Raw genomic sequence first — 25,899 nt, 5'->3', positions numbered from 1 at the left:
AGGATTTAGACCCTTGATCGAGTTGTCAGGCCGAGGTGTCGAACGACTGGGTCATTGCCAGGGTCTGCAAGCCGTCGCGGGCAGCCGGTTGCGCCGATTCGCGATAGCCCAGGCGCCGATAAAAAGCCTGGCCGGTGCGGGTGCTGTTGAGATTGACATGCTGAACGCCGCGAATGCGCAGCCAGCCGTGCAGATCGTTCATCAACGCCCGCCCTGCGCCACGACGAAACCATTCCGGCTGCACGTAGCAGAACGTGATTTCCCCGCAGGCGGCGGCCATGCCGACGCCCACCGGTTTATCCCCGAGCAGCGCAACATTCACATAGCACTGCGGATTGGCCAGCCAGGCACTGATCTGTTCGGCAGACAGTTGCGCAAGCCAGGCGCTGACTCGTCGGGGATCGTTGCGGTGATCGAACGCACAACCGACGCGGATCGAGCGTTCGATGATGCGGCTGATGATGCCGCTGTCGGCCGGGAGGGCCGAACGAATACAGATGGGTGCTTCCATGGCGCTGTTCCCTCAATCCATTGAGTCAAAGCAGGGGCCGACCTTAACCCCGCCCCGCCCGGATAGCGAACGCCAAGAAGTTACATTTGATGAGAACCCCCTGTAGGAGCTGCCGAAGGCTGCGATCTTTTGATCTTGTTTTCCAGGATCAAGATCAAAAGATCGCAGCCTTCGGCAGCTCCTACAGGGGGGAGTGAAATCAGACCGTTTGCAGGGGCATGGTCAGTTCGACGCGCAGGCCGTCCGCGCGGCTGTCGAAATGCAGCGCGCAGTCGCAACGCTGGACGATCGCCTGGACAATCGCCAGGCCGAGGCCGCAGCCGGTGCTTTGGCCGTTGCGCCAGAAGCGCTGGGTCAGGTGCTGCAAATCATCCGGGGCAATGCCCGGACCATGGTCGCGCACGACAAAACGTACGCGGTTGCCGATGGTTTCCAGGCTCACCTCGACTGCGCAATCCTCCGGTGTATGGCGCAGCGCGTTGTCGAGCAAATTGCGCAGCGCGGCAATCGCCAACACCGCTGGCATCTGCAACGGAGCCTCAGAAAGCTGCGCCGGCAATTGCAGTTTGATCCGCAGTCGTTCGCCGCCGGTAGCATCCTGAATCGCCAGTCGGGCGACCTGTTCGGCACTGCATTGCGAACCGTCGTCGAACGACAGACTGCCTTCGACTCGCGCCAGCAGCAGCAATTGCTCAAGGGTCCGATGCAGGCGATCAGCGCCCTCTTCCGCCCGCGCCAGCGATTGATCGCGAGCGCTGCCTTCGGTCATGCGCGCCACTTGCAGGTGGGTCTTGATCGCCGTCAGCGGGCTGCGCAGTTCGTGCGCCGCGTCACCGGTCAGCCGCCGCTCACGCTCGATGGTCTTGCCTATACGCTGGAACAATTGATTCTGCGTATCCAGCAGCGGTTTCAATTCGCTGGGAAACGCCTGCAATTGCAGCGGCTCAAGCGAGTCGGCATTGCGTCGCATCAGCGCTTCACGCAAGCGATTGAGCGGCGCCAGCCCCTGGCCGATGCCCAGCCACAACAGGCACAGGCACCCAAGCAACGCCACGCCGACCGGCACCGACGCGGCCAGCAGAATCGACATGTTCAGGGCCTCGCGCTCGATCTGCCGATCCGCCGTGGTAATCCGCACATCGCCGCGTGCGAGGGTGAAACTGCGCCACGGCGCGCCGTCGATGATCTGGTCGTGGAAGCCCATTTTCTCGGCTTCCAGCGCTTGCTCGGGGTTGTTATGACTGCGGGCGAGAATTTCCCCGCGCAACGAACTGACCTGACAGGCCATGCCGCCAGGAATATTCAATTGTTCAGCGCTGAAATGCGTGCCCTCGCCTTTGCTCGGCAGTGTCGGCAACTGTTCCAGCAGCCCGGCGACCATGCGCGCCGACGCCACCAGACGCTGGTCGAGGGAAAACATCATCTGATTGCGCAGGTCACTGAGCATCCAGGCCGCCGCCAGCGCCCAGATCAGCGCGAACGCGGCGCCGAGGGTCAGGCTCAGGCGCAGTCGCAGACTCATCACTTGCCTTGATCTCCGCCATCTGCCGGGCCGAGCCGATAACCCAGGCCGCGCACGGTTTCGACGATGCCCTTGCCGAGTTTGCTGCGCAGGTGATGGATGTGTACGTTGAGGGCGTTGCTTTCCAGCTCGTCGTTGAAGCCGTAGACGCTGTCCTTCAGTTGCTCGGTGGAAAGCACCCGCCCACGATTGTGCAGCAGGGCCTGGAGCAACGACTGTTCGCGGCGCGACAAATCCACCGGTTGCCCGGCGAGGGTGGTTTCGCGGCTGCTCGGGTCATAAGTCAGCGCGCCGTGTTCGATCAGATTGACGCTGCGGCCCGCCACGCGGCGCAACAGGGTTTGCAAGCGCGCGAACAGTTCACGCAGATCGAACGGTTTGAGCAGGTAATCGTCAGCGCCGGCCTGCAAGCCATCAACGCGGTCGGTAACCGAATCGCGTGCGGTCAGAATCAGTACCGGGATTTCCAGGCCGCTTTGCCGCAATTGTTGCAGCAACTTGAGGCCATCTTCGTCGGGCAGGCCGAGATCGAGCACCATCACGTCAAATTCGGCGACCTTGAGCATCGCCCGCGCCTTCGATGCCGTGTTGACGTGCTCGACGGTCAACCCCTGCGCCGTGAGACCGGCAACGATCCCGCTGGCGATCAACTCATCGTCTTCGCAAACCAGTACGTGCATGGTGAGTCCCGTAGAAAAAAGCCGATTAGGCAGTTGGCCGATTAAGCTGACATTATGCCCCGAACGTCACAGCGACAAGGGCATGGCGGTTAATCATCGGTTAATCGCCACCGCCCATTGTGCACCTCACTTGCACAGGGACAAGGCTCCTCCATGCGTCATTTTTTTCTTTTGTTTGCTCTGCTGATTTCGAGCCTGGCCCAGGCTGGAAACAACCCATTTGAGTCAAAACCGGAGTTTCTGCCGGTCGATAAAGCGTTCGTGCTCACGTCCGAGCGTCTGGAGTCGGGTGAAACCCAGCTGTTCTGGCAAATCACCGACGGCTATTACCTGTATCAGAAACGCCTGAAATTCGACGGTCTGAGCGCCGAACAACAACCGGCATTGCCCGAAGGCGAATCGCACAGCGATGAGTTTTTCGGTGAGCAACCGGTTTACCGCCAAGGCCTGGAAGTCAAAATCCCCGCCTCGGCCAGCGGCCAGATCAAGGTCAGCTATCAGGGCTGTGCCGATGCCGGCCTGTGCTATCCGCCGCAGACCCGAGTGATTGACCTCGGCGGTAAAGCCGCCGTCGCGGCAAGCGCCGAAGCACCTGATCAGGCCTTGGCCAGCAGCCTGCAACAGCGCGCACTGGGCTGGAGTCTGCTGGTGTTCTTCGGCCTCGGCCTGCTGCTGGCGTTCACCCCTTGCACGCTGCCGATGCTGCCGATTCTCGCCGGTATGGTCGTCGGCAGTGGTGCCACACCGCGTCGCGGTTTTGCGCTGGCCGGCAGTTATGTGATTTGCATGGCGCTGGTGTATGCGGCGATGGGCGTGATTGCCGCGCTGCTTGGCGCGAACCTGCAAGCATGGTTGCAGAACCCTTGGCTGCTCGGCACCTTTGCCGCGATCTTCGTGGTGCTGGCGTTGCCGATGTTCGGCTTCTTTGAACTGCAACTGCCGGTGGCGCTGCGTGATCGCCTCGAACACGCTTCGCGCAGTCGCAGTGGTGGCAGCTTGGTCGGCGCCGGCGTGCTCGGCGCGCTGTCGGGCTTGCTGGTCGGCCCCTGCATGACCGCGCCGCTGGCCGGCGCGCTGTTGTATATCGCGCAGAGTGGCAATGCCCTGCACGGTGGCTTGATTCTATTCTCGCTGGGCATCGGTATTGGTGTGCCGCTGTTGTTGCTGGTGACCGTCGGCAATCGCTTCCTGCCCAAACCCGGCGAGTGGATGAACCTGCTCAAGGGCGTGTTTGGTTTCCTCTTTCTCGCCACGGCATTGCTGATGCTGCGGCCGGTGCTGGACCCGTCGTTGTGGCTGGGCTTGTGCGGCGCGCTGTTGTTGATTGCCGCTTACAGTGCCTGGAAACAATCCGAAGGCTTTGGCCGTGTTGCACAGATGTTCGGCGCAATGGCGCTGCTGCTGGGTTTGTGGGGCAGTTTGCTGGTGATCGGCGCGGCGGGCGGCAGTGATGATCCGTACCAGCCGTTGCAGGTTTATAGCGCCGGCCGCACGACCAGCGCTGCACCCAATGGCCATGAAGCGTTCACCACGATCAACACTCCCGAAGCCCTGCAACGCGAACTGGATACAGCGAAAACCAAAGGCCAATGGGTCTTGCTCGACTATTACGCCGACTGGTGCGTGTCGTGCAAAGTCATGGAAAAACAGGTGTTCGGCAAGGACAAGGTCATGCAGGCATTGAGCGATGTGCGCCTGCTCAGGCTTGATGTCACCGCCGACAATGCCGCCAGCCGCGAACTGCTCAGCCGTTACAAAGTGCCGGGGCCACCGAGCTTCGTCTGGATCGGCACGGATGGCGTAGAGCGTCGCAGCCAGCGCATCACCGGCGAAGTCGATGCCGACACGTTCCTGCAACGCTGGGCCACCACCCGAGACGCCAATTAATGCTGACGTTCACCCTCGGCACCTTTGCCATTGCGCTCAACCACCTGCTGCTGATCAGTGCTCTGGCGCTGGCGACCTTTGTCGGCTGGCGGGTGGCCAAGCGCGGCGGTGACAACCCCGAGTCGGCGCTGTTCAGCCTGTTTCTACTGGGCATGCTCGCGGCGCGCGTGGCGTTTGTCGTGCTGTACTGGGCGCACTATCGCAATGACCCGTGGCAGATCATCGACCTGCGCGATGGCGGTTTTCTCGCCTGGCCGGGGGTGATCGTATTGCTGCTGGCGGCGTTGTATCGCGGCTGGCGCCGGCCCGGTTTGCGCCGGCCGCTGGGCTTTGGCGTGGTCAGCGGCGTGGCGTTCTGGTTGCTCGCAACCCTGTCACTGAATATCTATGAACAAGGCACCCGGCTGCCGGACATCTCCCTGCGCAACGCGGCCGGGGAAACCATCCAGCTCAGCGACTATCAGGGCGGCCCGTTGGTGATCAACCTGTGGGCCACGTGGTGCCCACCGTGTCGCCGCGAAATGCCGGTGCTGGAAAACGCCCAGCAGCAACGACCGGATCTGACCTTCCTGTTCGTCAATCAGGCCGAAAGCATGCAGAGCGTGGCGACGTTTCTCGAAACCCAGGGCCTGAGCCTCAATAACGTGCTGTTCGACCGCAGTGGTCGCCTCGGTCAAGCCGTGGGTTCCATGGCATTGCCGACTACGCTGTTCTATAGCCCTGACGGTCGGTTGCTGAGCAGTCACCTTGGTGAGCTATCGAACGCCAGCCTGGCCCGTGCCCTGGAAAACTTTGGCACGCCAACCCCGAATTCGAACCCGGCCACCGCACCGGCCACCTCTGCAAGGAAACTGCCATGCCCCGCCTCCGCCACCTGCTGACGCTGACCCTGGGCACCGCCCTGCTGCACTTGCCGTCCGTGCAGGCTGCTGAAGAATTGCCGGCGGCGATCAAACAGATCGAAGCCAAAGGCGCGAAAATCGTCGGCCAGTTCGATGCGCCCGACGGTCTGCGCGGTTATGCGGCGCAATACCAGAACCGTGGCATGGCGCTGTACCTGACCCCGGATGGCAAACACGTTCTGCTGGGTAATCTGTACGACGCCGACGGCAAGGACCTGAGCAGCGAACCCTTGCAAAAACTGGTCTACGCACCGATGGCCAAGGAAGTCTGGGCCAAGTTCGAGGCGAGCAACTGGATTCAGGACGGCAACAAGGATGCACCGCGCACGGTGTACCTGTTCAGCGACCCGAACTGTCCGTACTGCAACATGTTCTGGGAACAGGCGCGGCCTTGGGTCAAGGCCGGCAAAGTGCAACTGCGGCACATCATGGTCGGGATCATCCGTGAGGACAGCCCGGGCAAATCAGCGGCGTTGCTGGCGGCGAAAGACCCGAGCAAGGCGCTGGAAGATCATGAGAAGGCTGGCAAGGGCAGCTCGCTTAAAGCGCTGAAGGATATTCCGGTGGCGGTGCAGAGCAAACTGGCGGCCAATATGCAGTTGATGGAAGACCTCGATCTGCAGGCGACGCCGGCGATTTTCTACATGGATGCCAAGGGTGAGCTGCAACAACAGCAAGGGGCGCCGTCGCCGGACAAGCTGGCGCAGATTCTCGGGCCCAAGTAAGCAAGATCAAAAGATCGCAGCCTGCGGCAGCTCCTACATGGGCTGTCGCAGGCTGCGATCTTTTCAATGGCGCTCAGCCAGGAAGGCGAACAACACCTCCGTGACAAACTCGGGATTCTCCAGATTGGAGATATGCCCCGCCTGCGGCACCAGCACCCACGGGCAGCCAATCAACTCAGCCATTTCCTGTGCTTCCGACGGTGGTCGCGGTTTGTCCTGATCGCCGCACAGCACCAGCGTGGTTGCAGCGCTCAACTCGCCCAGACGTGGCAACAGATCATCGCGGCCAAAGGTGATACGCCCCATCGGCACGATGCTTTCGCGCAAGCGGTCCGACGAATACGCCGCCAGTTTTGCACGGAAATCCTGATACAACGCCGACTGCGGATCGATGCCCGGGCGGAAAAAGATCGGCACAACGATGTCGAGCAGTGGCTCGCTGATTTCACCGGTTTCTTCGATTTGCTTGAACAGCGAGAAGTAATACTGACGGGTAGGCTCCGGTTCGACGCCGAGGTAGGTGTCCATCAGCACCAGGCCGTTGATCCGCTGCGGTGCCGCCAGCGCCAGACGCACGCCCCACATGCCGCCGACCGACAAGCCGACCAAGGTAACCTGATCGATGTTCAGATGATCGAGCAAGGCCTGCGCCTGCCTGGCGATGTCGTCCAGCGAGCGGGTGTTTTCAGGCAACCGCCCCGACTCGCCATGACCCCACAAATCCAGCGCAATCACCCGATAGTGCGGCGACAACGCGGCGATCTGCGGTGCCCACATGGCCTGATCCCACAGATAACTGCCGGCCAGCAGGACTGCCGGGCCGGTGCCTTGATCGATGTAATGCAGTGCTTGTCCGTCAACCGTTAAAAAAGGCATCGATTCACCTGCGCGGTAAAAAACAGAACCGGCAGACTGAGCTGCCGGTTGCTGATCGTCAATCGGGCAAATGTCTAAAAATGTGCCGGCCCCGATCGCGAGCAGGCTCGCTCCTACAAGGGAACGCATTCCAATGTAGGAGTGAGCCTGCTCGCGATGAGGCCAGTACAGATACCGAAAAAACTACAGACCCTCCAGCTCCGCCATCAGATCATTCAAGCGGTCGACTTTCTCCTCGGTGATGTCACTCGCCGCCAGTCCATCAATGTACTCGGCCAATTCCTCCACCGTGCTGCACTCGAACATCGCCCGCAGCGGCACGTCGCGTTGCAGCGACTTCTGCACCCGCGAGGCAATCTGCGTGGCCAGCAACGAGTGCCCGCCCAGCTCGAAGAAGTTGTCGCGCACACCGACCTGCTCGACCTTCAGCACCTCGGCCCAAATATCCGCCAGCGTCTGCTCGAGGTCATTGCGCGGAGCCAGGTAATCCTGGCTCTGCAACTGGCCGATCTCCAGCGCGGGCAAGGCTTTGCGGTCGAGTTTGCCGTTGGCGTTCAGCGGCAGCTGATCGAGCCACAACCAGTGCAGCGGCACCATGTATTCCGGCAATTCGGCGCGCAGGCGCTGTTTGATCCGCTCCAGGCGTTCGCTTGGGTTGAGTGCCGAATCGGCCGCCACCAGATAACCGACCAAGTGCTTGCCATTGACGCCTTCCTGCACACCGACCGCGCCATCGCGCACTTCCGGCTGTTCGTGCAGGCGCGCTTCGATCTCACCCAGTTCGATGCGGTAACCGCGAATTTTCACCTGATGGTCGACGCGGCCGACGTACTCCAGCACACCGTCGCTGCGACGCCGCGCCAGGTCACCGGTGCGATACAGACGCTCGCCCGGCACGCCGAACGGGTTCGGCACAAACACTGGCGCGGTGCGTAGCGGATCGCTGACATAACCGCGACCGACGCCCGTGCCAGCCACGCACAACTCGCCCACCGCACCCAACGGCACCAGCTCCAGCGCGCCATCGAGCAGATACAGCAAGTTATTGTCGGTCGGTGTCCCGATCGGCAAATAACTGCCGCGCGTCGAGGCCATGTCGACACGGAAGAACGCCACGTCATCGGAACATTCCGCCGGGCCATAAGCGTTGACCAGACCGATGTCCGGGTAACGCAGCAACCACTGATGCGCCAGTTCCGGTGGCATCGCCTCACCGGTCGGCAACATCCAGCGCAAACCATCCAGACTCAAGCGATCCGAGGCGAGCATGCCCTGAATCAGCGATGGCACGCTCTCCAGCACGGTGATGCCCTGCGCCTGCACATGCACCAACAAACCTTGCGGATCGTGGGCAATCGTATTCGGCACGATGTCCACCCGCGCACCGAACAGCGGTGCGGCGAGGAACTGCCAGACCGAAATATCGAAGCTTTGCGAAGCGGTCTGCGCGATCACGTCGGCGTCGCTCAAGTTCAAGTACGGCACCTTGCTCAACTGGTTGTTGAGCATGCCGCGCTGCTCGACCATCACGCCTTTCGGCAGGCCGGTCGAACCCGAGGTGTAGATCACGTAGGCGAGGTTGTCCGGGCCACTGTAAATACCCAGGTCCTGCGCCGAAATCGCCGCTGCTTGAACCTCTTCCCAAACCAACAAGCGTGGGCGATTGGCGCAGCTGAATTCATCCAGCAACGTCTGCGCCTGTTCAAAGCAGGCTTTAGAGCAGACCAGCACCGGCGTGCGGCTCAGCTCGATGATGCGTTGCAGACGCTGGCTCGGCAGGCCCGGATCCAGTGGCAGATAACCCGCGCCAGCCTTGAAGCTGCCGATGATCATGCCGAGCAGATCGAGATTGCGTTCGCCGAGCAACGCCACCGGTTGATCCATCTGCACCCCGGCCGCGACCAGGGCATGGCCGAGACGGTTGGCGTTGTGGTTCAGCTCGGCATAGCTCTGTTGCTGATCAAGACACGTCGCGGCGATGCGCTGTGGATGGGCGGCGACCTGCGCTTCGAACAGCGCAACATAGCTCTGCTCCAGCGGATAATCGTGGGCACTCTGGTTGCAACCATGCAGCAGGAAGTCCTGTTCCTCGGCACCCAGCAGCGGCAGATCGGCCATGTCGCCATGGAAGCCGTCGACCAGTGCCAGCAGCAAACGCTTGAACTCGCCGAGCATGCGCTCGATGGTCGATTCATCGAAATAACGCTGGTCATACGACAGGTGCAAACCGAGGTCATCGCCCGGGTAGCACACTGCCGTCAGCGGGAAGTTGGTGTGGGTTCGGCCCGAGTCCGACGTCGCGTTCAGGCTCTGCGCGCGGTCCAGCACCGAGACTTCCACCGGGGCGTTTTCGAAGACGAACAGGCTGTCGAACAGCGGCTGGCCTTTCGGCAGTTCGCTTTGTTCCTGGATGTTCACCAGCGGCAGGTATTCGTACTCGCGCAACTGCATGTTGCTGTCGAGCAAAGCGCTGAGCCACTGACGCACGCTGCTGCGTTCATCGTCCGCCGGCATCTGCACCCGCAGCGCGATGCTGTTGATGAACAGGCCGACCGTGCGCTGCATCTCCGGCATTTCCACCGGACGCCCGGCCACGGTCACGCCGAACAGCACATCACGATCACCGCTCATACGGCGCAGCACCAAGGCCCACGCTGCTTGAGCAAACGTGTTGATCGTCAGTTGATGCGCCTGCGCCAGTTCACGCAGACGCGCACCGTCCTCGACATTGAGGCGGGTGTAGCGGTCACCGACGACCATCCCGCCGCTTTCACCGGCGTGTTCGCGCAGGAACGGCCGGTCACTCGGGATCGGCGTGGTGCGCTCGAACCCTTGCAGGTTCTGCTGCCACCACTGCCGCGCTTCGGCGAGGCTCTGGCGTTGCAGCCAGCCGATGTAATCGCGATAACGCGGCGGCACGGCGAGTTGCGCTTCACGACCCTCGCCCATCGCAGTGTAGATCTCGAAGAAGTCGTTCATCAGCAACGAGCGGCACCAGGCATCGATGAGGATGTGGTGGTTGCTCATCATGAACCAGTAGCGCGCCGCGCCGACCTTGATCAGGCGCAGGTGAAACGGCGCCTGATTGAGCAGATCGAAACCGGCCTCGCGCTCGTTTTTCAGCAACGCTTGCAGCTGCGGTTCCTGCTCGGTTTCGGCGACGGCGCTCCAGTCCAGATATTCGATTGGCGTGCGACCTGGTGTGTGAATCACTTGCAGCATGTCTTCGCCAACGTTCCAGCAGAACGAGGCGCGCAGCGCTTCGTGACGGGCGATCACCGCTTGCCAGGCTTGGGCGAAACGCTCGGCATCGAGTTCGCTGTTGATGCGGTAGCGATCCTGCATGTAGTACAGACCGGTGCCCGGTTCGAGCAAGGTGTGCAGCAACATGCCTTCCTGCATCGGCGTCAGCGGATAGACGTCTTCGATGTGCGCGGCCGGCACCGGCAACGCATCGAGTTGCGCCTGAGTCAGTTTCGCCAGCGGGAAGTCCGACGGCGTCAGACCACCGGCCTCGTCTTGCAGGCAATGGCTGATCAGGCTTTGCAGCTCGCCGAGGTAGGCATCGGCCAGATCGTTGATGGTTTGCGCGTCATAACGCTCGGCACTGAAGGTCCAGCGCAGGAGCAATTCACCACCGTAAACCTGACTGTCGATGCTCAGCTCGTTCGGCAATGGCGCGTGCGGATCGTGGGCGGCACCGACCGACTCATCCAGCGGACGGAACAGCGCATCGCTGCCGAAGCTCTGGTCGAACTGGCCGAGGTAGTTGAAGGTGACCGGCGCATGCGGCAGCGCGGCCATGCTGCGCTGGCTGAGGTCATCGGCGAGATAACGCAGCACGCCATAACCCAGGCCTTTGTGCGGCACAGCGCGCAATTGTTCTTTGATTGCCTTGATCGAAGCGCCCTGCCCGGCGGCTTCTTCGATGTTGTGCGGGGTCAGGCGTAATGGATAGGCGCTGGTGAACCAGCCGACGGTGCGGGTCAGGTCGATCTCGTCGAACAGGGTTTCGCGGCCGTGGCCTTCCAGCTGAATCAGCGTCGACGGTTGCTCACTCCAGCGGCACAACACGCGGGCCAGCGCGGTCAGCAGCAGATCGTTGACTTGCGTGCGATAGGCGGCCGGCGCCTGTTGCAGCAACTGTTTAGTGTGTTCGGCATCGAGGCGCACGCTGACGGTTTGCGCGTGGCGATTCTGCTGGCCGCCCTGCGGGTTTTCGCAAGGCAGGTCGGCGTTTGAGCCGGCCAGTTGGGTCTGCCACCAGTCGAGTTCTTCGCGCAGGGATTCGCTGCCGGCGTAAGCCTGCAAACGTGCCGTCCAGTCCTTGAAGGCACTGGTTTTCGCCGGCAGTTTGACCGACTGCCCAGCGTCGAGTTGGCGGTAAACGGTTTGCACATCGTCGAGCAACACACGCCATGAAACGCCGTCGACCACCAAGTGATGAATCGCGATAAACAGGCGTTGCTGTCCTTCAGGGCCGTCGACCAGCAAGGCGCGAACCAGCGGGCCACTTTGCAGATCGAGGCTGCGTTGCGCATCGGCAAACAGCGCTTCGCACTTGTCCATCGAGGTAACGCGCACTTGCCACAACACCGCCGCATCGGAGACCGGTTGGTGCATCGCTTGCCACGCGTCGTTGACTGCGCTGAAGCGCAGACGCAAGGCGTCATGCTGCTCGATCACCGCCAACAGCGCCTGTTCCAGACGGTGCGGTTCCAGCGGCACGGTCGGCTCCAGCAACAACGCCTGGTTCCAGTGCTGACGCTCAGGAATATCGGTGTCGAAGAACCAGTGCTGAATCGGCGTCAGCGCTGATTCACCCACCACCAGACCCTGCTCGGCCGTCACCTGCTCGGTGCGACTGGCTACCGCCGCGAGGGTCTGCACGGTCTGATGCTGGAACAGGTCCCGCGGACTGAAATGAATACCTTGCTGCCGTGCACGGCTGACCACTTGAATCGACAGAATCGAATCGCCGCCGAGTTCGAAGAAGTTGTCGTTAAGGCCGACCTGTTCGACGTTGAGCACCTCGCACCAGATCTGCGCCAGGGTCTGCTCCAGTTCGTTGCTCGGCGCGACGTAGTCCTGACGATTCAACTCAGGATCCGGCGCCGGCAACGCACGACGATCGAGTTTGCCGTTGGCGGTCAGCGGCATGCTCGCCAGCAGAATCAGGTGCGTCGGCACCATGTAATCCGGCAGTTGCGCCTTGAGGTGCGACTTGAGGGCGTCGCGCAGTGCAGCCTGTCTGGCTTCGCTTTGCTCGGCAACTTCGGTGACCAGATAGCCAACCAGTTGTTTGCCGCTCGGCGCATCGAGGGCGAGCACCACGGCTTCGCGGATCGAATGGTGATCGAGCAGGCGCGTTTCGATTTCGCCCAGCTCGATACGGAAACCACGAATTTTTACCTGATGGTCGATCCGGCCGAGGTATTCAACCAAGCCATCGGCACGCTGGCGCACCAGGTCGCCGGTGCGATACATGCGCCCGCCATCGGTGGCGAACGGGTCAGCGACAAACCGTTCGGCAGTGATGCCCGGACGGTCGTGATAAGCCTGCGCCAGACCGGCGCCGCCGACGAACAATTCGCCGGTCGCGCCTTGCGGCACCAGCGCCAGATCGGCGTCGAGAATGTACGCGACACGCGCGCCAATCACGCTGCCGATCGGCACACTGCCGGCGCCCTCTTCCAGCACCTCCGGCGCCAGACTGGCGAGTGGCATGACCACGGTTTCGGTCGGGCCATAGGCGTTGAAGAACATCGCCGGTTTGAACGCTGCACGAATCCGCTGCAGATGTTCGCCGGTCAGCGCTTCGCCACCGGTGATGATCATCCGCACCGGCAGGATTTCGTTTTGCGTCGACAGGAACTGCGCCAACTGGCTGCCGTAGCTCGGTGTGAAACCGAGCACGTTGATTTTATGCGTGCGGATCAAGCCGCAGATTTCTTCCGCGTCCCACTGACCTTGCGCACGCAACACCACTTGCGCGCCGCTGAGCAGCGGCACCAACAGACGCTCAGTCGCAGCGTCGAAGTTGATCGAATAGAAGTGCAGCTCGCAGTCGTCCGGGCGCATGCCGAATCGCTCGATCACGGCTTGGCAGTGCATGGCGATTTCGCCGTGGGAGACCACCACACCTTTCGGTTTACCGGTCGAACCCGAGGTGTAAATCAAATACGCCTGATGCTGCGGCAGGCTGATAAACGGCAGCTCAGTGGCCGGGTAATCGGAGAGTGCCGCGCTGTCGTCTTCCAGGCACCAGCGCGCCACGCTCGGCGGCAGATCGCCAAGGGCTTTGAACATTGCCCGATCACTGAGCAGCAGGCCGATGCGGCTGTCTTCGATCATGTAGTGCAGACGGTCGAGCGGGTATTCCGGGTCCAGCGGCACATAGGCGCCGCCGGCCTTGAGAATCGCCAGCAGGCCGATGACCATTTCCAGCGAACGCTCCAGCGCCAGGCCTACGCGCACTTGCGGGCCGACGCCACGCTCACGCAAGGCCCAGGCCAAGCGGTTGGCGCGGGCGTCGAGTTCGGCATAGCTCAGGGTCCGCCCGGCGAAGGTCAGGGCCGGCGCGTCTTTGCGCGCCAGCGCCTGCTCGGCGAACAGGTGATGGATGCACTGATCGAGACGATGCTCGCCCGGCTCGATGCCGAGGCTGTCGAGCAGGTGCTGTTGCTCCGGCGCATCGAGCAGCGGCAATTCGCTGAGACGTTGTTGCGGATCGGCGATCAGTGCTTCGAGCAAGTTGCGCCAATGCTTGGCCATGCGTGCGATGGTCGGCTCGTCGAACAGATCGGTGCTGTAAGTCAGGCAGCAACCGAGGCGATGGTCGAGATCGGTGACTTCCAGGTTGAGGTCGAACTTGGTCGCCCGCGCATCGTTGGCCAGATATTCGACGGTCATGCCGGCGAGCATGCGGCTCTGCTGGAATTCCCAGCGCTGCACGTTGCACATCACCTGAAACAGCGGGTTGTACGCGGCGCTGCGTGGCGGCTGCAAGGCTTCAACCAGATGATCGAACGGCAGATCCTGATGCGACTGGCCTTCGATCACCGTGTGGCGCACCTGCTCGAACAGTTCGCCGACCGACATCATGCCGTCGAGCTGGCAACGCAGCACCTGGGTGTTGAGGAACGCCCCGATCAGCCCTTCGCTTTCCGGACGAATGCGGTTGGCCACCGGCGCGCCGATGCGCAGATCGGTCTGACCGCTGTAGCGGTAGAGCAGCGTGGCCAGTGCGGCAGTCATGGTCATGAACAGGGTCAGACCGTTTTGCGCATTGAATGCACGAACCCGCGCGGCGAGGTCGTCGCTCAGATCAAAACGGAACAGCTCGCCCTGATGGCTCTGCACCGGCGGACGCGGACGGTCGCCCGGCAGCTCCAATAGCGGATGTTCGCGACCGAGTTGCGCGGTCCAGTAGTCGAGTTGACGCTGACGCTCGCCGGATTCCAGCCAGTTGCGCTGCCAGACGCTGTAGTCGAGGTACTGCACCGGCAGCGGCTCGAGCGGCGAATCGCGATCATCAACAAACGCTTCGTAGAGCGCACTGAGTTCGCGGGCGAAGATATCCATCGCCCAGCCTTCGGTGACGATGTGGTGCAGTGTCAGAACAAAGTAATGCTCGTGCTCGGCAGTCTTCACCAGACAGGCACGCAGCAGCGGGCCAGTTTCCAGGTCGAACGGCAGATGCGCTTCTTCATCGGCCAGTTGCTGAACCTTTTGCTCGCGCACGTCGGCGGCGAATTTGGAGAAATCCTTCCAGCCCATGCGCACGCCGGTTTCGGTATGCACCTGCTGACGGGCAACGCCGTCGACACTCGGGAACGTGGTGCGCAGGGTTTCGTGACGCAAGATCAGCGCTTGCAACGCCGACTCGAAGCGCTCGACATGCAACACGCCACGCAGGCGCGCCATGCCGCCAACGTTGTACGCCGGGCTGTCCGGTTCCATCTGCCAGAGGAACCACATGCGCTGTTGCGAGTACGACAACGGCACCGGTTGGCTGCGGTCGACCTTGTCGATCGGCGGCTGTTTGTTGGTGCGGCCGCTGGCCTGGATCAACCGGATCTGTTCGGCGAAATCACCGAGTTCGCTGTGCTCGAACAACGCGCGCAACGGCAACTCGACGTCACAGGCCTGACGGGTACGCGAGATGATTTGCGTGGCCAGCAGCGAGTGACCGCCGAGGGCGAAGAAGTCGTCGCGCAGCCCGATTTGCGCCAGACCCAGCACTTCGCGCCAGATCGCGGCGATCTGCTGTTCCAGCTCAGTCACCGGTTCAACGTGTTCACGTACTTGCCACTGCGGCTCGGGCAAGGCACGGCGGTCGAGTTTGCCGCTTGGGCTGAGGGGCATTGCGTCGAGACGCATCAGTTGCGCCGGGACCATGTATTCCGGCAGTTCGGCGGCCAGAGCGGTTTTCAGGCGAGCGCTTTGCTCGTCAGGATTTTCACTGGCATCGGTCGCGGTGAAGTAGCCGATCAGCTGCGCGCCGGCAGCGGTTTCGCGCACCAGCACCACGGCTTGGGCGACGCCGTCCTGGGCGAGCAGACGTGCTTCGATTTCTTCCGGTTCGACACGGAAGCCACGCAGTTTGACCTGCTGATCGAGGCGGCCGAGGTATTCGATGACGCCATCGGCGGTCCAGCGCGCGCGGTCGCCAGTGCGGTACAAACGCGCGCCCTGCTCGCCCAATGGATCGACGACAAAGCGTTCAGCGGTCAACGCTGGACGACCGAGGTAACCGCGAGCCAGACCGATGCCGCTGATGCACAACTCGCCCGGCACGCCGGCCGGCACGGGATTGAGGTCGGCGTCGAGCACGCGGCACATCACGTTGCCCAGCGGCCGGCCGATCGGCGAGCGTTCGCCATCGGCCGTGGTGCAATGCCAGTGGGTGACGTTGATCGCGGTTTCGGTCGGGCCGTAACGGTTGTGCAATTGCACCGCGGGCAGTTGCGCCAACACACGGTTGCGCAGTTCGGCTGGCAGCGCTTCACCGCCGGAGAATACCCGGCGCAGGCTGGTGCATTCAGCGCTCAATGGTTCGTCGATGAACAGCGAAAGCAACGGCGGGACAAAGTGCAGCGTGGTCACCCCATGCTCTTGAACCAGTTGGGCGATTCGATGCGGATCGCGGTGTTCACCGGGACCTGCAATCAGCAGACGTGCGCCAGTGATCAACGGCCAGAAGCATTCCCACACCGACACGTCGAAACTGATCGGCGCCTTTTGCATCAGCACATCGGTTTCATCGAGCGCGTAAGTGTTCTGCATCCATTGCAGACGTTCGGCCAGTGCTGCGTGAGTGTTGCCGACGCCTTTCGGCTGGCCGGTGGAACCCGAGGTGTAAATCACGTAGGCGAGGTTGTCGCCGTGCAGGTGCAAGCCCGGTGCCTGGCTCGGCCAGTTCTCCAGGTGCAGCGCGTCCATGGCGATCACGCTGACGCCGTCGCTGGCCGGCAAACGCTCGAGCAATTCTGTTTGCGTCAGCAGCAGTTCGACGCCGCTGTCGCTGAGCATGTAGGCCAGACGATCAGCCGGGTAATCCGGGTCCAGCGGAACATAGGCGCCACCGGCCTTGATGATCGCCAGCAGGCCGATCAGCAGTTGTGGCGAACGCTCGGCGGCGATGGCCACGCAAACGTCGGGGCCGACGCCTTTGTCGCGCAAATAGTGTGCGAGGCGGTTTGCCTGAGTGTGCAGTTCCGCGAAGTCGAGGCTGCCACCGTCCCACACCAGTGCGGTCCGTTCCGGGGTCTGGCGGGCCTGTTCATTGAGTAGCTCTGGCAGCCATTGTTGCGCCGGGGTGCACGCTGCGACGCTCCAGTTTTTTTGCTGGTCGTGTTCGCCGGCGGTCAGCAGTTGCAGATCGCCGATGGCTTGCTCCGGGCGTTCGCAAACTTCGCGCAACAGGTTGCTGAAGTGCTCGGCCAGACGCGCAATGGTCGTGGCATCGAACAATTCGCTCGCGTAGTCGAACGACAAGGTCAGGCGACCGTTACGGTCTTCTTCGCTGTGCAGTTGCAGGTCGAACTTGGCTTCGCGGCTGTGCCACGGCAGCTCTTCGGCGAGCAGACCCGGCAGGCGTTTCAGCGCGCTGAGGTCGCGTTGCTGATGGTTGAACATGACCTGGAACAGACCTTGTTCGCGGGCCTGCGGGAAGGCTTCGAGCAACTGTTCGAACGGCAGATCCTGATTCGCTTGGGCACCGAGCGCGGCCTGGCGGGTCTGCGCCAGCAGTTCGACGAACGACAGGCGCGAATCGATCTCGGCGCGCAGCACTTGGGTGTTGATGAAGAAGCCGATCAGGCCCTGGGTTTCCAGGCGCGGACGGTTGGCATTTGGCACGCCAATGCGGATATCGCGCTGACCGCTGTAGCGATACAGCAGGCTCTGGAATGCCGAGAGCAGCAGCATGAACGATGTCGACTGGTGCGCTTGCGCGGTGTTGCGGATCGCCTCGCTGAGGCTGGCGCCCAAGCGTACTGTATGGCGCTCTGCGCTGTGAACATGCTGCGCCGAACGCGGAGAGTCAGTGGCCAGTTCCAGGGTCGGATGCTCGTCACCCAACTGGTTTTTCCAGTAGGCCAGTTGCCGCTCGCCCTCGCCTTGCGCCAGCCATTGGCGCTGCCAGCTGCCGTAGTCGGCGTATTGGGTTGGCAACGGCGCGAGGTTGGCGGTCGCGCCTTGCGAAGCGGCGGCGTACAGGCGCGAGAACTCGTCGATCAACACGTTCAGCGACCAGCCGTCGGCGATGATGTGGTGCATCGTCACCAGCAGTTGATGATCTTCGTCATCGATGCGCACCAGCGTCACCCACAGCAGCGGGCCTTTTTCCAGGTCGAACTGGGTGCGCGCTTCGTCTTCGCGAATCTGCACGGCGCGGGCTTCGCGCTCATGCGCCGGCAGGTCGCTGATGTCGATCAGTTGCAGGTTGAATTCAGCGGCGGCATCGACGCATTGCAGGGCCACGCCATCGCGTTCGAAAAAGCGTGTGCGCAGCGATTCGTGGCGCTCGATCAGTTGCTGGAAGCTGGCGCGCAAGGCGTCTTCGTCCAGTTCACCACGCAGGCGCAAGGCACCGGGAATGTTGTAGGCGCTGCTCTGCGGGTCGAGTTGCCAGGTGATCCACAGACGGTTTTGCGCCAGCGATTGCGGCATCGGCTCGCTGCGCGACAACGCGGTGATTGCACCTTGGGCGCTGCCGCCATCCTGTTGCTGTTGCGCCACGGCAGCGGCGAATGCCGACAGCGTCGGCGCTTCGAACAGCAGACGCAGATTCAGCTCAAGGCCAAGTTCTTCGCGAACCTTGGCAATCACTTGCGTGGCGGCGATCGAGTTGCCGCCGAGCAGGAAGAAGTGATCGTCGGCGTTGACCTGTTTGACGTTGAGTTGCTCGGCCCAAATGCTGCCGATCAGCGCTTCGAGTTCGCAGGCGCCGGTGGCCGACTCTGCGGTTGCGGCTGTGGTCGCCGGGAACACCGCGTAGCTGTCGAGGCTGCCATCAGCCAGGCGATTGCGGCAGGCCGAGCGTTGCAACTTGCCGCTGGAGGTTTTCGGCAGCGCGCCCGGATTGAGCAGCACCACCACGCTCGGCGCTTCCTGATACGCCTCGGCCACGGCTTGTCGAATCGCCTTGATCAACGCTTCCGGCGGCAGGATTTTCTGCACGCTGCGGCTGATTTCCGCGGCGATGCCGATGCCCTCTTCGCCATTCTGGTTGACGGCGAATGCCGCGACGCGGCCCTTGCGCACCACCTCCACTTCGTTCTCGACGGTCTTCTCGATGTCCTGCGGATAGAGGTTGTGGCCGCGCACGATGAGCATGTCTTTCAGACGACCGGTGATGAACAGCTCACCGTCGCGCATAAAGCCCAAGTCACCGGTGCGCAGCCAAGTGCGGCCGGCGTGCTGAACGAACGTCTTGGCGCTGGCTTCGGGGTTGCGCCAGTAGCCGAGGGCGATGCTCGGCCCGGCCGCCCAGACTTCGCCGACGGCGTTGTCGACCAGTTCTACGAGCGTGTTCGGCTCGACGATCAACACCGCGTGCTCGGGCTGGCTGATGCCGCAGCTCATGATCGGGCTGCCTTCGCCCGGCTCGGCGCGGTTTTGCGCCAGCGCCTGATCGTCCACGCGCAGTGCCGGGATGCCGGTGCCGCGCGGGGTACCGGCGACGAACAGCGTGGCCTCGGCCAGACCGTACGAGGCCATGAAACTGTCGTCGCTGAACCCGCTCGCGGCGAACTTCTCGGCGAAGCGTTCAAGGGTGTCGAGGCGGATCGGCTCGGAGCCGGAATAGGCCACGCGCCAGCGGCTCAGATCGAGGCGTTCGAGCGCCGACTCGCTGACGCGTTCGCTGCACAAACGGTAGGCGAAGTCCGGCCCGCCGCTGATGGTGCCGCCGTATTGGCTGATCGCTTCGAGCCAGCGCAAGGGCCGACCGAGAAAGTATGCCGGCGACATCAGGACGCACGGCACGCCGCTGAAAATCGGCTGCAGCAGACCACCAATCAGCCCCATGTCGTGGTACAGCGGCAACCAGCTGACGATGACATCGTCGGGGTTCACATCGATGCCAAAGCCATGACGGATCAGCAGTTCGTTGGCGACCAGGTTGCCGTGGCTGACCTGCACGCCTTTGGGCAAAGCGGTAGAGCCGGAGGTGTATTGCAGGAAGGCAATGTGGTCCTGCGGCAGGTTCGGCTCGAGCCAGTTTTCGGCAAGCGCATTGTCGAGGGTATCGACGCACAGCAGCGGCGGCGCGCCTTCGATCTGCTGCAAGGCGTCGCGCAGGTCGGCGCTGGTCAGCAACAGGCGCGGTTCGGCGTCGGCAATGATCGACAGCAGACGCTCCTGATGGTGACGACGGGCGGATTCCGGCGGATAGGCCGGCACCGCGATCACGCCTGCGTACAGGCAACCAAAGAAGGCCGCGACGTAATCCGGGCCGCTGGGAAACAACAAGACTGCACGATCGCCGAATTCGGCTTCGGCCTGCAACGCGGCCGCAATGGTGCGCGCGCGTTGATCCAGTTCGCGATAGCTGAGTACCACAGCCTGCTCTGCGTTTTCGGCGAGAAAACGCAGGGCCAATTGGTCCGGTGTCAGGGCCGCACGGCGCTGGAGGGCTTGGACCAGAGTGCTGGGGATTTCGAACGCGTCGGTCATGAGGTTTCCTGCCTGAATTCGGCTTGCGAGTGGAATCGGGTTGCTGTGTCACGCCCCTCTTGGGCATGCAGGGCGCGGTCTGTGCCGACCGCGCAAGGCTTGGGAATGCTGTCTGGCCGGGCTCGGTACCCGGAACCATTCACCAATGAGAACGGATGACGTCTTGAAATAATTAGTCGGCAGGCTGGATCGCCAATGGGGCCGGGATGCGGCGGCGTGTCGCAGTTCTCACAACGCACCGATTTGGATCATTAGTTCTTTTTCTCATTTGACAATCATTATCATTCAACATAATTTGTCGCTCGATGTGTAGGACGGCCCCGTCCCCCCAAGGCGTCCCACTAACCTATTTGGCAGCAAGGTGATTTCCATGACGGAACAAGTATCCACAAGCAGGTGCGATTCACCGCTACTTCAGGCATTCGTCGACAATCGACTGATTCTGGTCAAAATTGCAGCCCGCATTACCGGCTGCCGGTCACGTGCCGAAGATGTGGTGCAGGATGCGTTTTTCCGACTGCAGTCGGCGCCGCCGATCACATCGTCGATCAAGGCTCAACTGAGTTATCTGTTCCAGATCGTGCGCAACCTCGCCATCGATCACTACCGCAAACAGGCGCTGGAACAGAAATACTCCGGCCCTGAAGAGGAAGGGCTGAACGTGGTCATTCAGGGTGCTTCGCCGGAAACCTCGCACATCAATTTCTCCACCCTGGAACACATCGCCGACGCGCTGACCGAGCTGCCAAGCCGGACCCGTTATGCGTTTGAGATGTATCGCCTGCACGGTGTGCCGCAGAAAGACATTGCCAAGGAACTGGGGGTCTCGCCGACCCTGGTCAACTTCATGATTCGTGATGCGCTGGTGCACTGCCGCAAGGTCTCGGGCAGCCGTCGGGATGCGGTGATTGCCGGTCGCCGCTGAGACCGCTTCTTCAGATAGAAAAAGATCGCAGCCTGCGGCAGCTCCTACATGAGGACCCGGTCGCAGGCTGCGATCTTTTGCTTTCAGGTCACTTCAAGCCAGCTTGCACCGATCAAAAAACCGCTCACGCCCCAGAATCATCAACGCCGCGCGCTTGTGCGGGAAGTCGAATTCCTTCTCGCAGTGGAAGCACTGGTTCTGCATGTGGCCAATCATCTTGGCGTTATCGGCCCGCGGCTCAGCGACCACGCGTTGCGTGCGCGGATCATCCAGAAACAGGTAATGCACCAGCGCCGACAACCAGCTCGCGACTTTGTGCGGGCCGCGATGATCTTCTTCACCGACCAGCATGTGAATGCCACGATCGTAATTGTCGGCGTCGTAGAACGGCGCGATGCGATCTTCCTTGGCCCAATAGGCTTCGAAATAGGCAAACGGCTGATCATCGAAGCAGCCGATCAAGGTCAACGTGTGCGGGTCGGCGTCGAGTTTGCTCAGGTATTCGCGGTGCTTCTCGATGCTGCCCTCTTCCTGCCAGAAACTGGCGACGCGCGGGCTGTTTTGCCAGCGGTTGAAACGCGGCAGATCCTCTTCGATTTCGACAGTACGCAGGGAAATCCACGCGCCCAGTCGCGCATCGAAACGCCGATAGACTTCACCGCGCGGTTTCACCGGTCGCAGTGGATGGCGCTTGCCATCGCTGATGACCATTTGCTGCGGGTAGTTGCCGGTAAGCGAAGTGCCGAGCCACGGTTGCGGCAATTGCCAGAACAGCGTGCGTTCGCAGCGATATTCGCCAGCGACCTCAGTGCTCACCAGCAAACCGCTGAGCAACGCTTCGGTCGGCGGCTGATCCAGCTGCCAGGTCAATTGCTGGCATTCGGGATCACGGGCAAACAGCCAATAACAGGCCGCCCACAGGGCTTGCCCTGGTGGCAAGGCAAAACGCTCATCGAGCTGGATTGGCCCTTTGGCCTGACGATCCAGGCGCAAGCGAATCAGCGGCTGCCCGTCGAGGCTCAGACTGAGGCGGCTTTCGGTTGCATCAGCGATCAGATGACTGCCTGAGGGCAAGGCCAGGGCAGTCAGGTCATTCAGATTGGACATGGGTCGGGCTCACGATAATCGTCGACAGTTCAACGATGGGACGTGAGCCGGGCAGGGAAATTTAGGCCTGAAGCCCAAATCAGTCCCTCAGTGGCGCGGCACCGGGACCACGGCAATCTTGTACGGATCGAAGATTTTCAGCATCTCGCCGTTGTCGCGCAGGCCTTGCAGCAACTTGCCAAACGCTTCGCCCGTGATCGGCGCGGTCGAACGCAGGATCGCGTAGTGGTGGTAGACCTGATCGATGCGCTGGGAAACCAGCAATTCATCACGCACCTTTTCGTTGCGCAGCAGGTAATCACTCAGGTAAGAACGGGTCACCAGGGCAATGTCGGCGCGTCCGCGCAGCACCATCAACAGATTGCTGTCATGGGAATAGGTCAGCGTGGCGTTGAAATTCTGCGCAAGAAATTTCGGGTCGGCGTTGAAATTGGCGAATTCGTAGTGATACCCGCTGAACAGCGCCAGTCGCTTGCCGGTGAGATCGGCAAAATAGTTCTGCTGGCGGCCGTCTTCGCGTTGCGCAACGAAAATCTCCGCGTCTTCAAGGCCCATGTCGACGTCCGTGTGGGGTATCTCCTTCCAGCCCCACTCCGGGTTTTCGAAGATCGCCATGTCGATCCGGCCCTGCTTGAAATCACCGAAACGCCGAGGAATCGAGGTCGGTACCAACACAAACTGGTAATCGCTTTGCAGACGGTTCAAGGCCTCGACCAATTGCGGCAGCAGGCCGGTGTCGGCGCCGTTTTCCGGGCGAATGGTGTAGGGCGGAAAATGCGCCGCGCCGACCCGAACCAGTTGCGCTGCCTGAGCGGGCAATACCCATATTGCAGCCAGCGCTGCGAGCATCAACCCCGCAGCCGTCCGAATTGGCGAAGACTTCAAAACACCCCACTCCCCGAAAAAATACCGATCAATGCATTCAAGCTAGGCGGTTTCGCCCAGTTAGCCAGTTTCCCGACGCGATAGAAAGTGCCTTAACGTTCCTCAAGGACCAGAATCAACGCCTCGTCCGCCAACTGATCAAGGCTCAGACTGCCGCCAGCACGGAACCAGGTGGTGGTCCAGGACAGTGCGCCCGTGAGGAAACGTCGGGTAATAAATACGTCGCCACGGATAAACCCGGCTTCTTTTGCCTCACCCAGCACCTGCAGCCAGAGTTCTTCGTAGACGTCGCGCAGCGCCAGCACTTGCGCCTGGCCGTCTTCGGACAACGAACGCCATTCATAGACCAGCACCGCCATGGCTTCGCCGCTGCCGCCCATGATCGACTGCAATTCGCAGCGGATCAGCGCCAGTACGCGCTCGCGCACATTGCTGGCGTCGGCAAGCGCTGCACGCATCAAAGCGGTGTTGTAGCGAATGGTTTCTTCCATCACCGCGCGGAGAATTTCATCCTTGCTTTTGAAGTGATGAAAAATACTCCCCGACTGGATGCCGACCGCGCCGGCCAGATCGCGCACCGTGGTGCGCTCGTAGCCTTTGTTGCGGAACAGGTGAGCCGCCACTTGCAGCAGTTTGCCGCGGGCGCTGTCCGGGTCGGTCAACTGGCCTTGGTCGACCAATTGGCGCATGACCCTCAGGGCTTTTTGCTCGTCCACCCGTTCTCTCCTACAGTCGATCTGTCTGTTGCCCCCTGAAACCGCAGGGTTGCGCGCAATTTAAGCCGCCAGCCGCGACCAAGCAAGCGCTTGGGCAGAAGATAGTTTCAGCTGTTTACAAACCAAGCGCTTGCTTGGTAGCCTCCAGACACTTCTGTCGCAGGTTGCTGAGTCGGAGATAAAAATGCCCACTACCGTTCGCATCGGATGCGCCAGTGCATTCTGGGGAGACACCTCGACCGCCGCCGCGCAGTTAGTGGACGGCGGCAATCTGGACTATCTGGTGTTCGATTACCTCGCCGAAATCACCATGTCGATCATGGCCGGCGCGCGCATGAAAGATCCGCAGGCAGGCTTCGCCGGCGACTTCATCGAAGTGTTGACGCCGCTGCTGCCGCAATTGGCCGAGCAGAACATCCGCGTCATCAGCAACGCTGGCGGAGTCAACCCGCAAGCCTGTGCCGCCGCCCTGCAAGCTATCTGCGACAAGGCCGGCATCAAGCTGAAAATCGCCGTGCTGCTCGGCGATGACCTGCAACCACAGTTCAAACAACTCACTGGCATCACTGAGATGTTCAGCGGCGCCCCGCTGCCGCCGATGTGCGTGTCGACCAACGCCTACCTCGGCGCCCCGGGCATCGTCGAAGCCCTGCGCCTGGGCGCCGACATCGTCATCACCGGACGGGTGGTCGACAGCGCCGTGGTCAGCGCCGCTCTGGTGCACGAATTCGGCTGGTCGTGGCACGACTACGACAAACTCGCCCAGGCCGCACTGGCCGGGCACATCATCGAATGCGGCGCGCAATGCACCGGCGGCAATTTCACCGATTGGCGCGACGTGCCGGATTACGAGCACATCGGGTTCCCCATCGTTGAAGTCAGCGCCGACGGCCAATTTATCGTCAGCAAACCCGAGGGCTCCGGCGGGCTGGTCACGCCGCTGACGGTCGGCGAGCAAATGCTTTATGAAATCGGCGATCCACAGGCATACCTGCTGCCCGACGTGGTCTGCGATTTCAGCGAGGTCAAACTTCAGCAACAAGGCAAGAACGCCGTGCATGTTCACGGCGCCAAGGGCCTGCCGCCGACGGATAAATACAAAGTCAGCGCCACCTACCCGGACGGTTTTCGCTGCACCGCCAGTTGCTTGATCGCCGGTATCGACGCCGTTGAAAAAGCGCAACGCGTCAGTCAGGCGATCATCGACAAGACCGCCGAAATGTTCAGCCAGCGTGGCTGGGCGCCCTACAGCGAAACCCACATCGAACTGCTTGGCAGCGAAGCGACTTACGGCCCGCACGGGCAACGCCGCGACAGCCGCGAAGTGGTGATCAAACTCGCCGTACGGCATCCGAGCAAGCAGGCACTGGTGTTGTTCTCCCGAGAGATCGCACAGGCTGCGACCGGCATGGCACCGGGGCTGACCGGCATCGTTGGCGGACGGCCAACCGTGTACCCGCTGATTCGTCTGTTCTCGTTCTTGATCGATAAAAACGCCTGCACCTTGCAGATCGATCTGGCCGGTGAACATCATCCTTGCGCCCTGCCCTCATTGGCCGCACTCGACAGCGAAGATTTGCCGATTGCCCAACAACCGCCGAAACCTCAGGGTCGCGCCGATGCCAGTGTGCCGTTGATAAAACTCGCCGTGGCGCGCTCCGGTGACAAGGGCAATCACAGCAACATCGGCGTGCTGCCGCGCAAACCCGAATACCTGCCGTGGATCGCCGAAGCGTTGACCCCGGCAGTGATCGTCGACTGGATGAGCCACGTGCTCGACCCGATCCACGGCCGGGTCGAACGCTGGTATCTGCCCGGCACCCACAGTCTCAACTTTCTATTGGAAAACGCCCTCGGCGGTGGTGGCGTGGCCAGTCTGCGCATCGACCCGCAAGGCAAAGCCTTCGCCCAGCAATTATTGGAAATCCAGATCCCGGTGCCGCAGAGCATCGCCGAACAGCTCGACTAGAGGATGGTGTGC

At 61.8% G+C, this 25,899-nt stretch carries 13 protein-coding genes; 5 read left to right on the top strand and 8 right to left on the bottom strand.

Annotated features, from left to right (window positions below; all coding sequences use genetic code 11):
• Window positions 1–25: 25 nt before the first annotated feature.
• From ACZZ0B_RS06015 to ACZZ0B_RS06005, 3 genes are all read right to left on the bottom strand, one after another.
• Entirely contained in the window at window positions 26–511 is a 486-nt protein-coding gene (locus ACZZ0B_RS06015) for a GNAT family N-acetyltransferase (RefSeq protein WP_463544595.1), read from the bottom strand.
• Window positions 512–710: 199 nt separating this feature from the next.
• A complete protein-coding gene (locus ACZZ0B_RS06010; protein WP_463544594.1) occupies window positions 711–2,033 on the bottom strand; it encodes an ATP-binding protein in 1,323 nt (440 codons plus the stop codon).
• Window positions 2,033–2,713 (bottom strand): response regulator, encoded by a 681-nt coding sequence (locus ACZZ0B_RS06005; protein ID WP_007908710.1) that lies wholly within the window; start codon window positions 2,711–2,713, stop codon window positions 2,033–2,035. Before ACZZ0B_RS06005 ends, ACZZ0B_RS06010 begins: the two co-directional genes overlap by 1 nt.
• Before the next feature lie 153 nt (window positions 2,714–2,866).
• Between ACZZ0B_RS06005 and dsbD the strand changes: the two genes are divergently transcribed.
• Genes dsbD through dsbG form a run of 3 tightly spaced genes read left to right on the top strand, consistent with a single transcriptional unit; the run spans window position 2,867 to window position 6,227 of the window.
• Window positions 2,867–4,600, top strand: coding sequence for a protein-disulfide reductase DsbD (dsbD, locus tag ACZZ0B_RS06000; protein ID WP_463544593.1), 1,734 nt, complete (start codon window positions 2,867–2,869; stop codon window positions 4,598–4,600).
• Entirely contained in the window at window positions 4,600–5,481 is an 882-nt protein-coding gene (locus ACZZ0B_RS05995; RefSeq protein WP_158833315.1) for a TlpA disulfide reductase family protein, read from the top strand. Before dsbD ends, ACZZ0B_RS05995 begins: the two co-directional genes overlap by 1 nt.
• Window positions 5,457–6,227, top strand: coding sequence for a thiol:disulfide interchange protein DsbG (gene dsbG, locus ACZZ0B_RS05990; protein WP_008088180.1), 771 nt, complete (start codon window positions 5,457–5,459; stop codon window positions 6,225–6,227). The genes ACZZ0B_RS05995 and dsbG overlap by 25 nt, the downstream gene beginning before the upstream one ends.
• A 63-nt stretch (window positions 6,228–6,290) precedes the next feature.
• On the opposite strand, the gene ACZZ0B_RS05985 is transcribed toward dsbG, so the two are convergent.
• Window positions 6,291–7,103 (bottom strand): alpha/beta fold hydrolase, encoded by an 813-nt coding sequence (locus tag ACZZ0B_RS05985; protein WP_463544592.1) that lies wholly within the window; start codon window positions 7,101–7,103, stop codon window positions 6,291–6,293.
• A gap of 183 nt (window positions 7,104–7,286) precedes the next feature.
• Complete coding sequence (locus ACZZ0B_RS05980; RefSeq protein WP_463544591.1) at window positions 7,287–20,285, bottom strand: non-ribosomal peptide synthetase; 12,999 nt, start codon at window positions 20,283–20,285, stop codon at window positions 7,287–7,289.
• A 370-nt stretch (window positions 20,286–20,655) separates the two neighbouring features.
• Here ACZZ0B_RS05980 and ACZZ0B_RS05975 point away from each other — a divergent pair, with 370 nt between their 5' ends.
• A complete protein-coding gene (locus tag ACZZ0B_RS05975; protein WP_008088195.1) occupies window positions 20,656–21,210 on the top strand; it encodes an RNA polymerase factor sigma-70 in 555 nt (184 codons plus the stop codon).
• A 93-nt stretch (window positions 21,211–21,303) separates the two neighbouring features.
• Here ACZZ0B_RS05975 and ACZZ0B_RS05970 read toward each other — a convergent pair whose 3' ends face one another.
• The 3 genes from ACZZ0B_RS05970 to ACZZ0B_RS05960 all read right to left on the bottom strand — a co-directional run bounded on the left by ACZZ0B_RS05970 (window position 21,304) and on the right by ACZZ0B_RS05960 (window position 23,918).
• Window positions 21,304–22,317, bottom strand: a complete 1,014-nt coding sequence (locus tag ACZZ0B_RS05970; protein WP_158833306.1) for a GNAT family N-acetyltransferase — start codon at window positions 22,315–22,317, stop codon at window positions 21,304–21,306.
• 87 nt (window positions 22,318–22,404) lie between these two features.
• Window positions 22,405–23,202, bottom strand: coding sequence for a substrate-binding periplasmic protein (locus ACZZ0B_RS05965; RefSeq protein ID WP_008088199.1), 798 nt, complete (start codon window positions 23,200–23,202; stop codon window positions 22,405–22,407).
• Between the two features lie 92 nt (window positions 23,203–23,294).
• On the bottom strand, window positions 23,295–23,918 hold the full coding sequence (locus ACZZ0B_RS05960; protein ID WP_463544590.1) for a TetR/AcrR family transcriptional regulator: 624 nt from the start codon (window positions 23,916–23,918) through the stop codon (window positions 23,295–23,297).
• Window positions 23,919–24,102: 184 nt separating this feature from the next.
• Between ACZZ0B_RS05960 and ACZZ0B_RS05955 the strand changes: the two genes are divergently transcribed.
• The gene (locus ACZZ0B_RS05955; protein ID WP_463544589.1) at window positions 24,103–25,887 is read left to right on the top strand and encodes an acyclic terpene utilization AtuA family protein; all 1,785 of its coding nucleotides are present in this window, start codon (window positions 24,103–24,105) and stop codon (window positions 25,885–25,887) included.
• Window positions 25,888–25,899: the final 12 nt, after the last annotated feature.

The organism is Pseudomonas sp. AC247 (assembly GCF_979258015.1).
The sequence above is the reverse complement of the archived record's forward strand: the minus strand, read 5'-3'. Positions and strand labels throughout refer to the sequence as shown.

Coding starts and splice junctions, on each gene's coding strand:
- ACZZ0B_RS06015 (WP_463544595.1), bottom strand. CDS start 511: ATGGAAGCACCCATCTGTATTCGTTCGGCCCTCCCGGCCGACAGCGGC.
- ACZZ0B_RS06010 (WP_463544594.1), bottom strand. CDS start 2,033: ATGAGTCTGCGACTGCGCCTGAGCCTGACCCTCGGCGCCGCGTTCGCG.
- ACZZ0B_RS06005 (WP_007908710.1), bottom strand. CDS start 2,713: ATGCACGTACTGGTTTGCGAAGACGATGAGTTGATCGCCAGCGGGATC.
- dsbD (WP_463544593.1), top strand. CDS start 2,867: ATGCGTCATTTTTTTCTTTTGTTTGCTCTGCTGATTTCGAGCCTGGCC.
- ACZZ0B_RS05995 (WP_158833315.1), top strand. CDS start 4,600: ATGCTGACGTTCACCCTCGGCACCTTTGCCATTGCGCTCAACCACCTG.
- dsbG (WP_008088180.1), top strand. CDS start 5,457: ATGCCCCGCCTCCGCCACCTGCTGACGCTGACCCTGGGCACCGCCCTG.
- ACZZ0B_RS05985 (WP_463544592.1), bottom strand. CDS start 7,103: ATGCCTTTTTTAACGGTTGACGGACAAGCACTGCATTACATCGATCAA.
- ACZZ0B_RS05980 (WP_463544591.1), bottom strand. CDS start 20,285: ATGACCGACGCGTTCGAAATCCCCAGCACTCTGGTCCAAGCCCTCCAG.
- ACZZ0B_RS05975 (WP_008088195.1), top strand. CDS start 20,656: ATGACGGAACAAGTATCCACAAGCAGGTGCGATTCACCGCTACTTCAG.
- ACZZ0B_RS05970 (WP_158833306.1), bottom strand. CDS start 22,317: ATGTCCAATCTGAATGACCTGACTGCCCTGGCCTTGCCCTCAGGCAGT.
- ACZZ0B_RS05955 (WP_463544589.1), top strand. CDS start 24,103: ATGCCCACTACCGTTCGCATCGGATGCGCCAGTGCATTCTGGGGAGAC.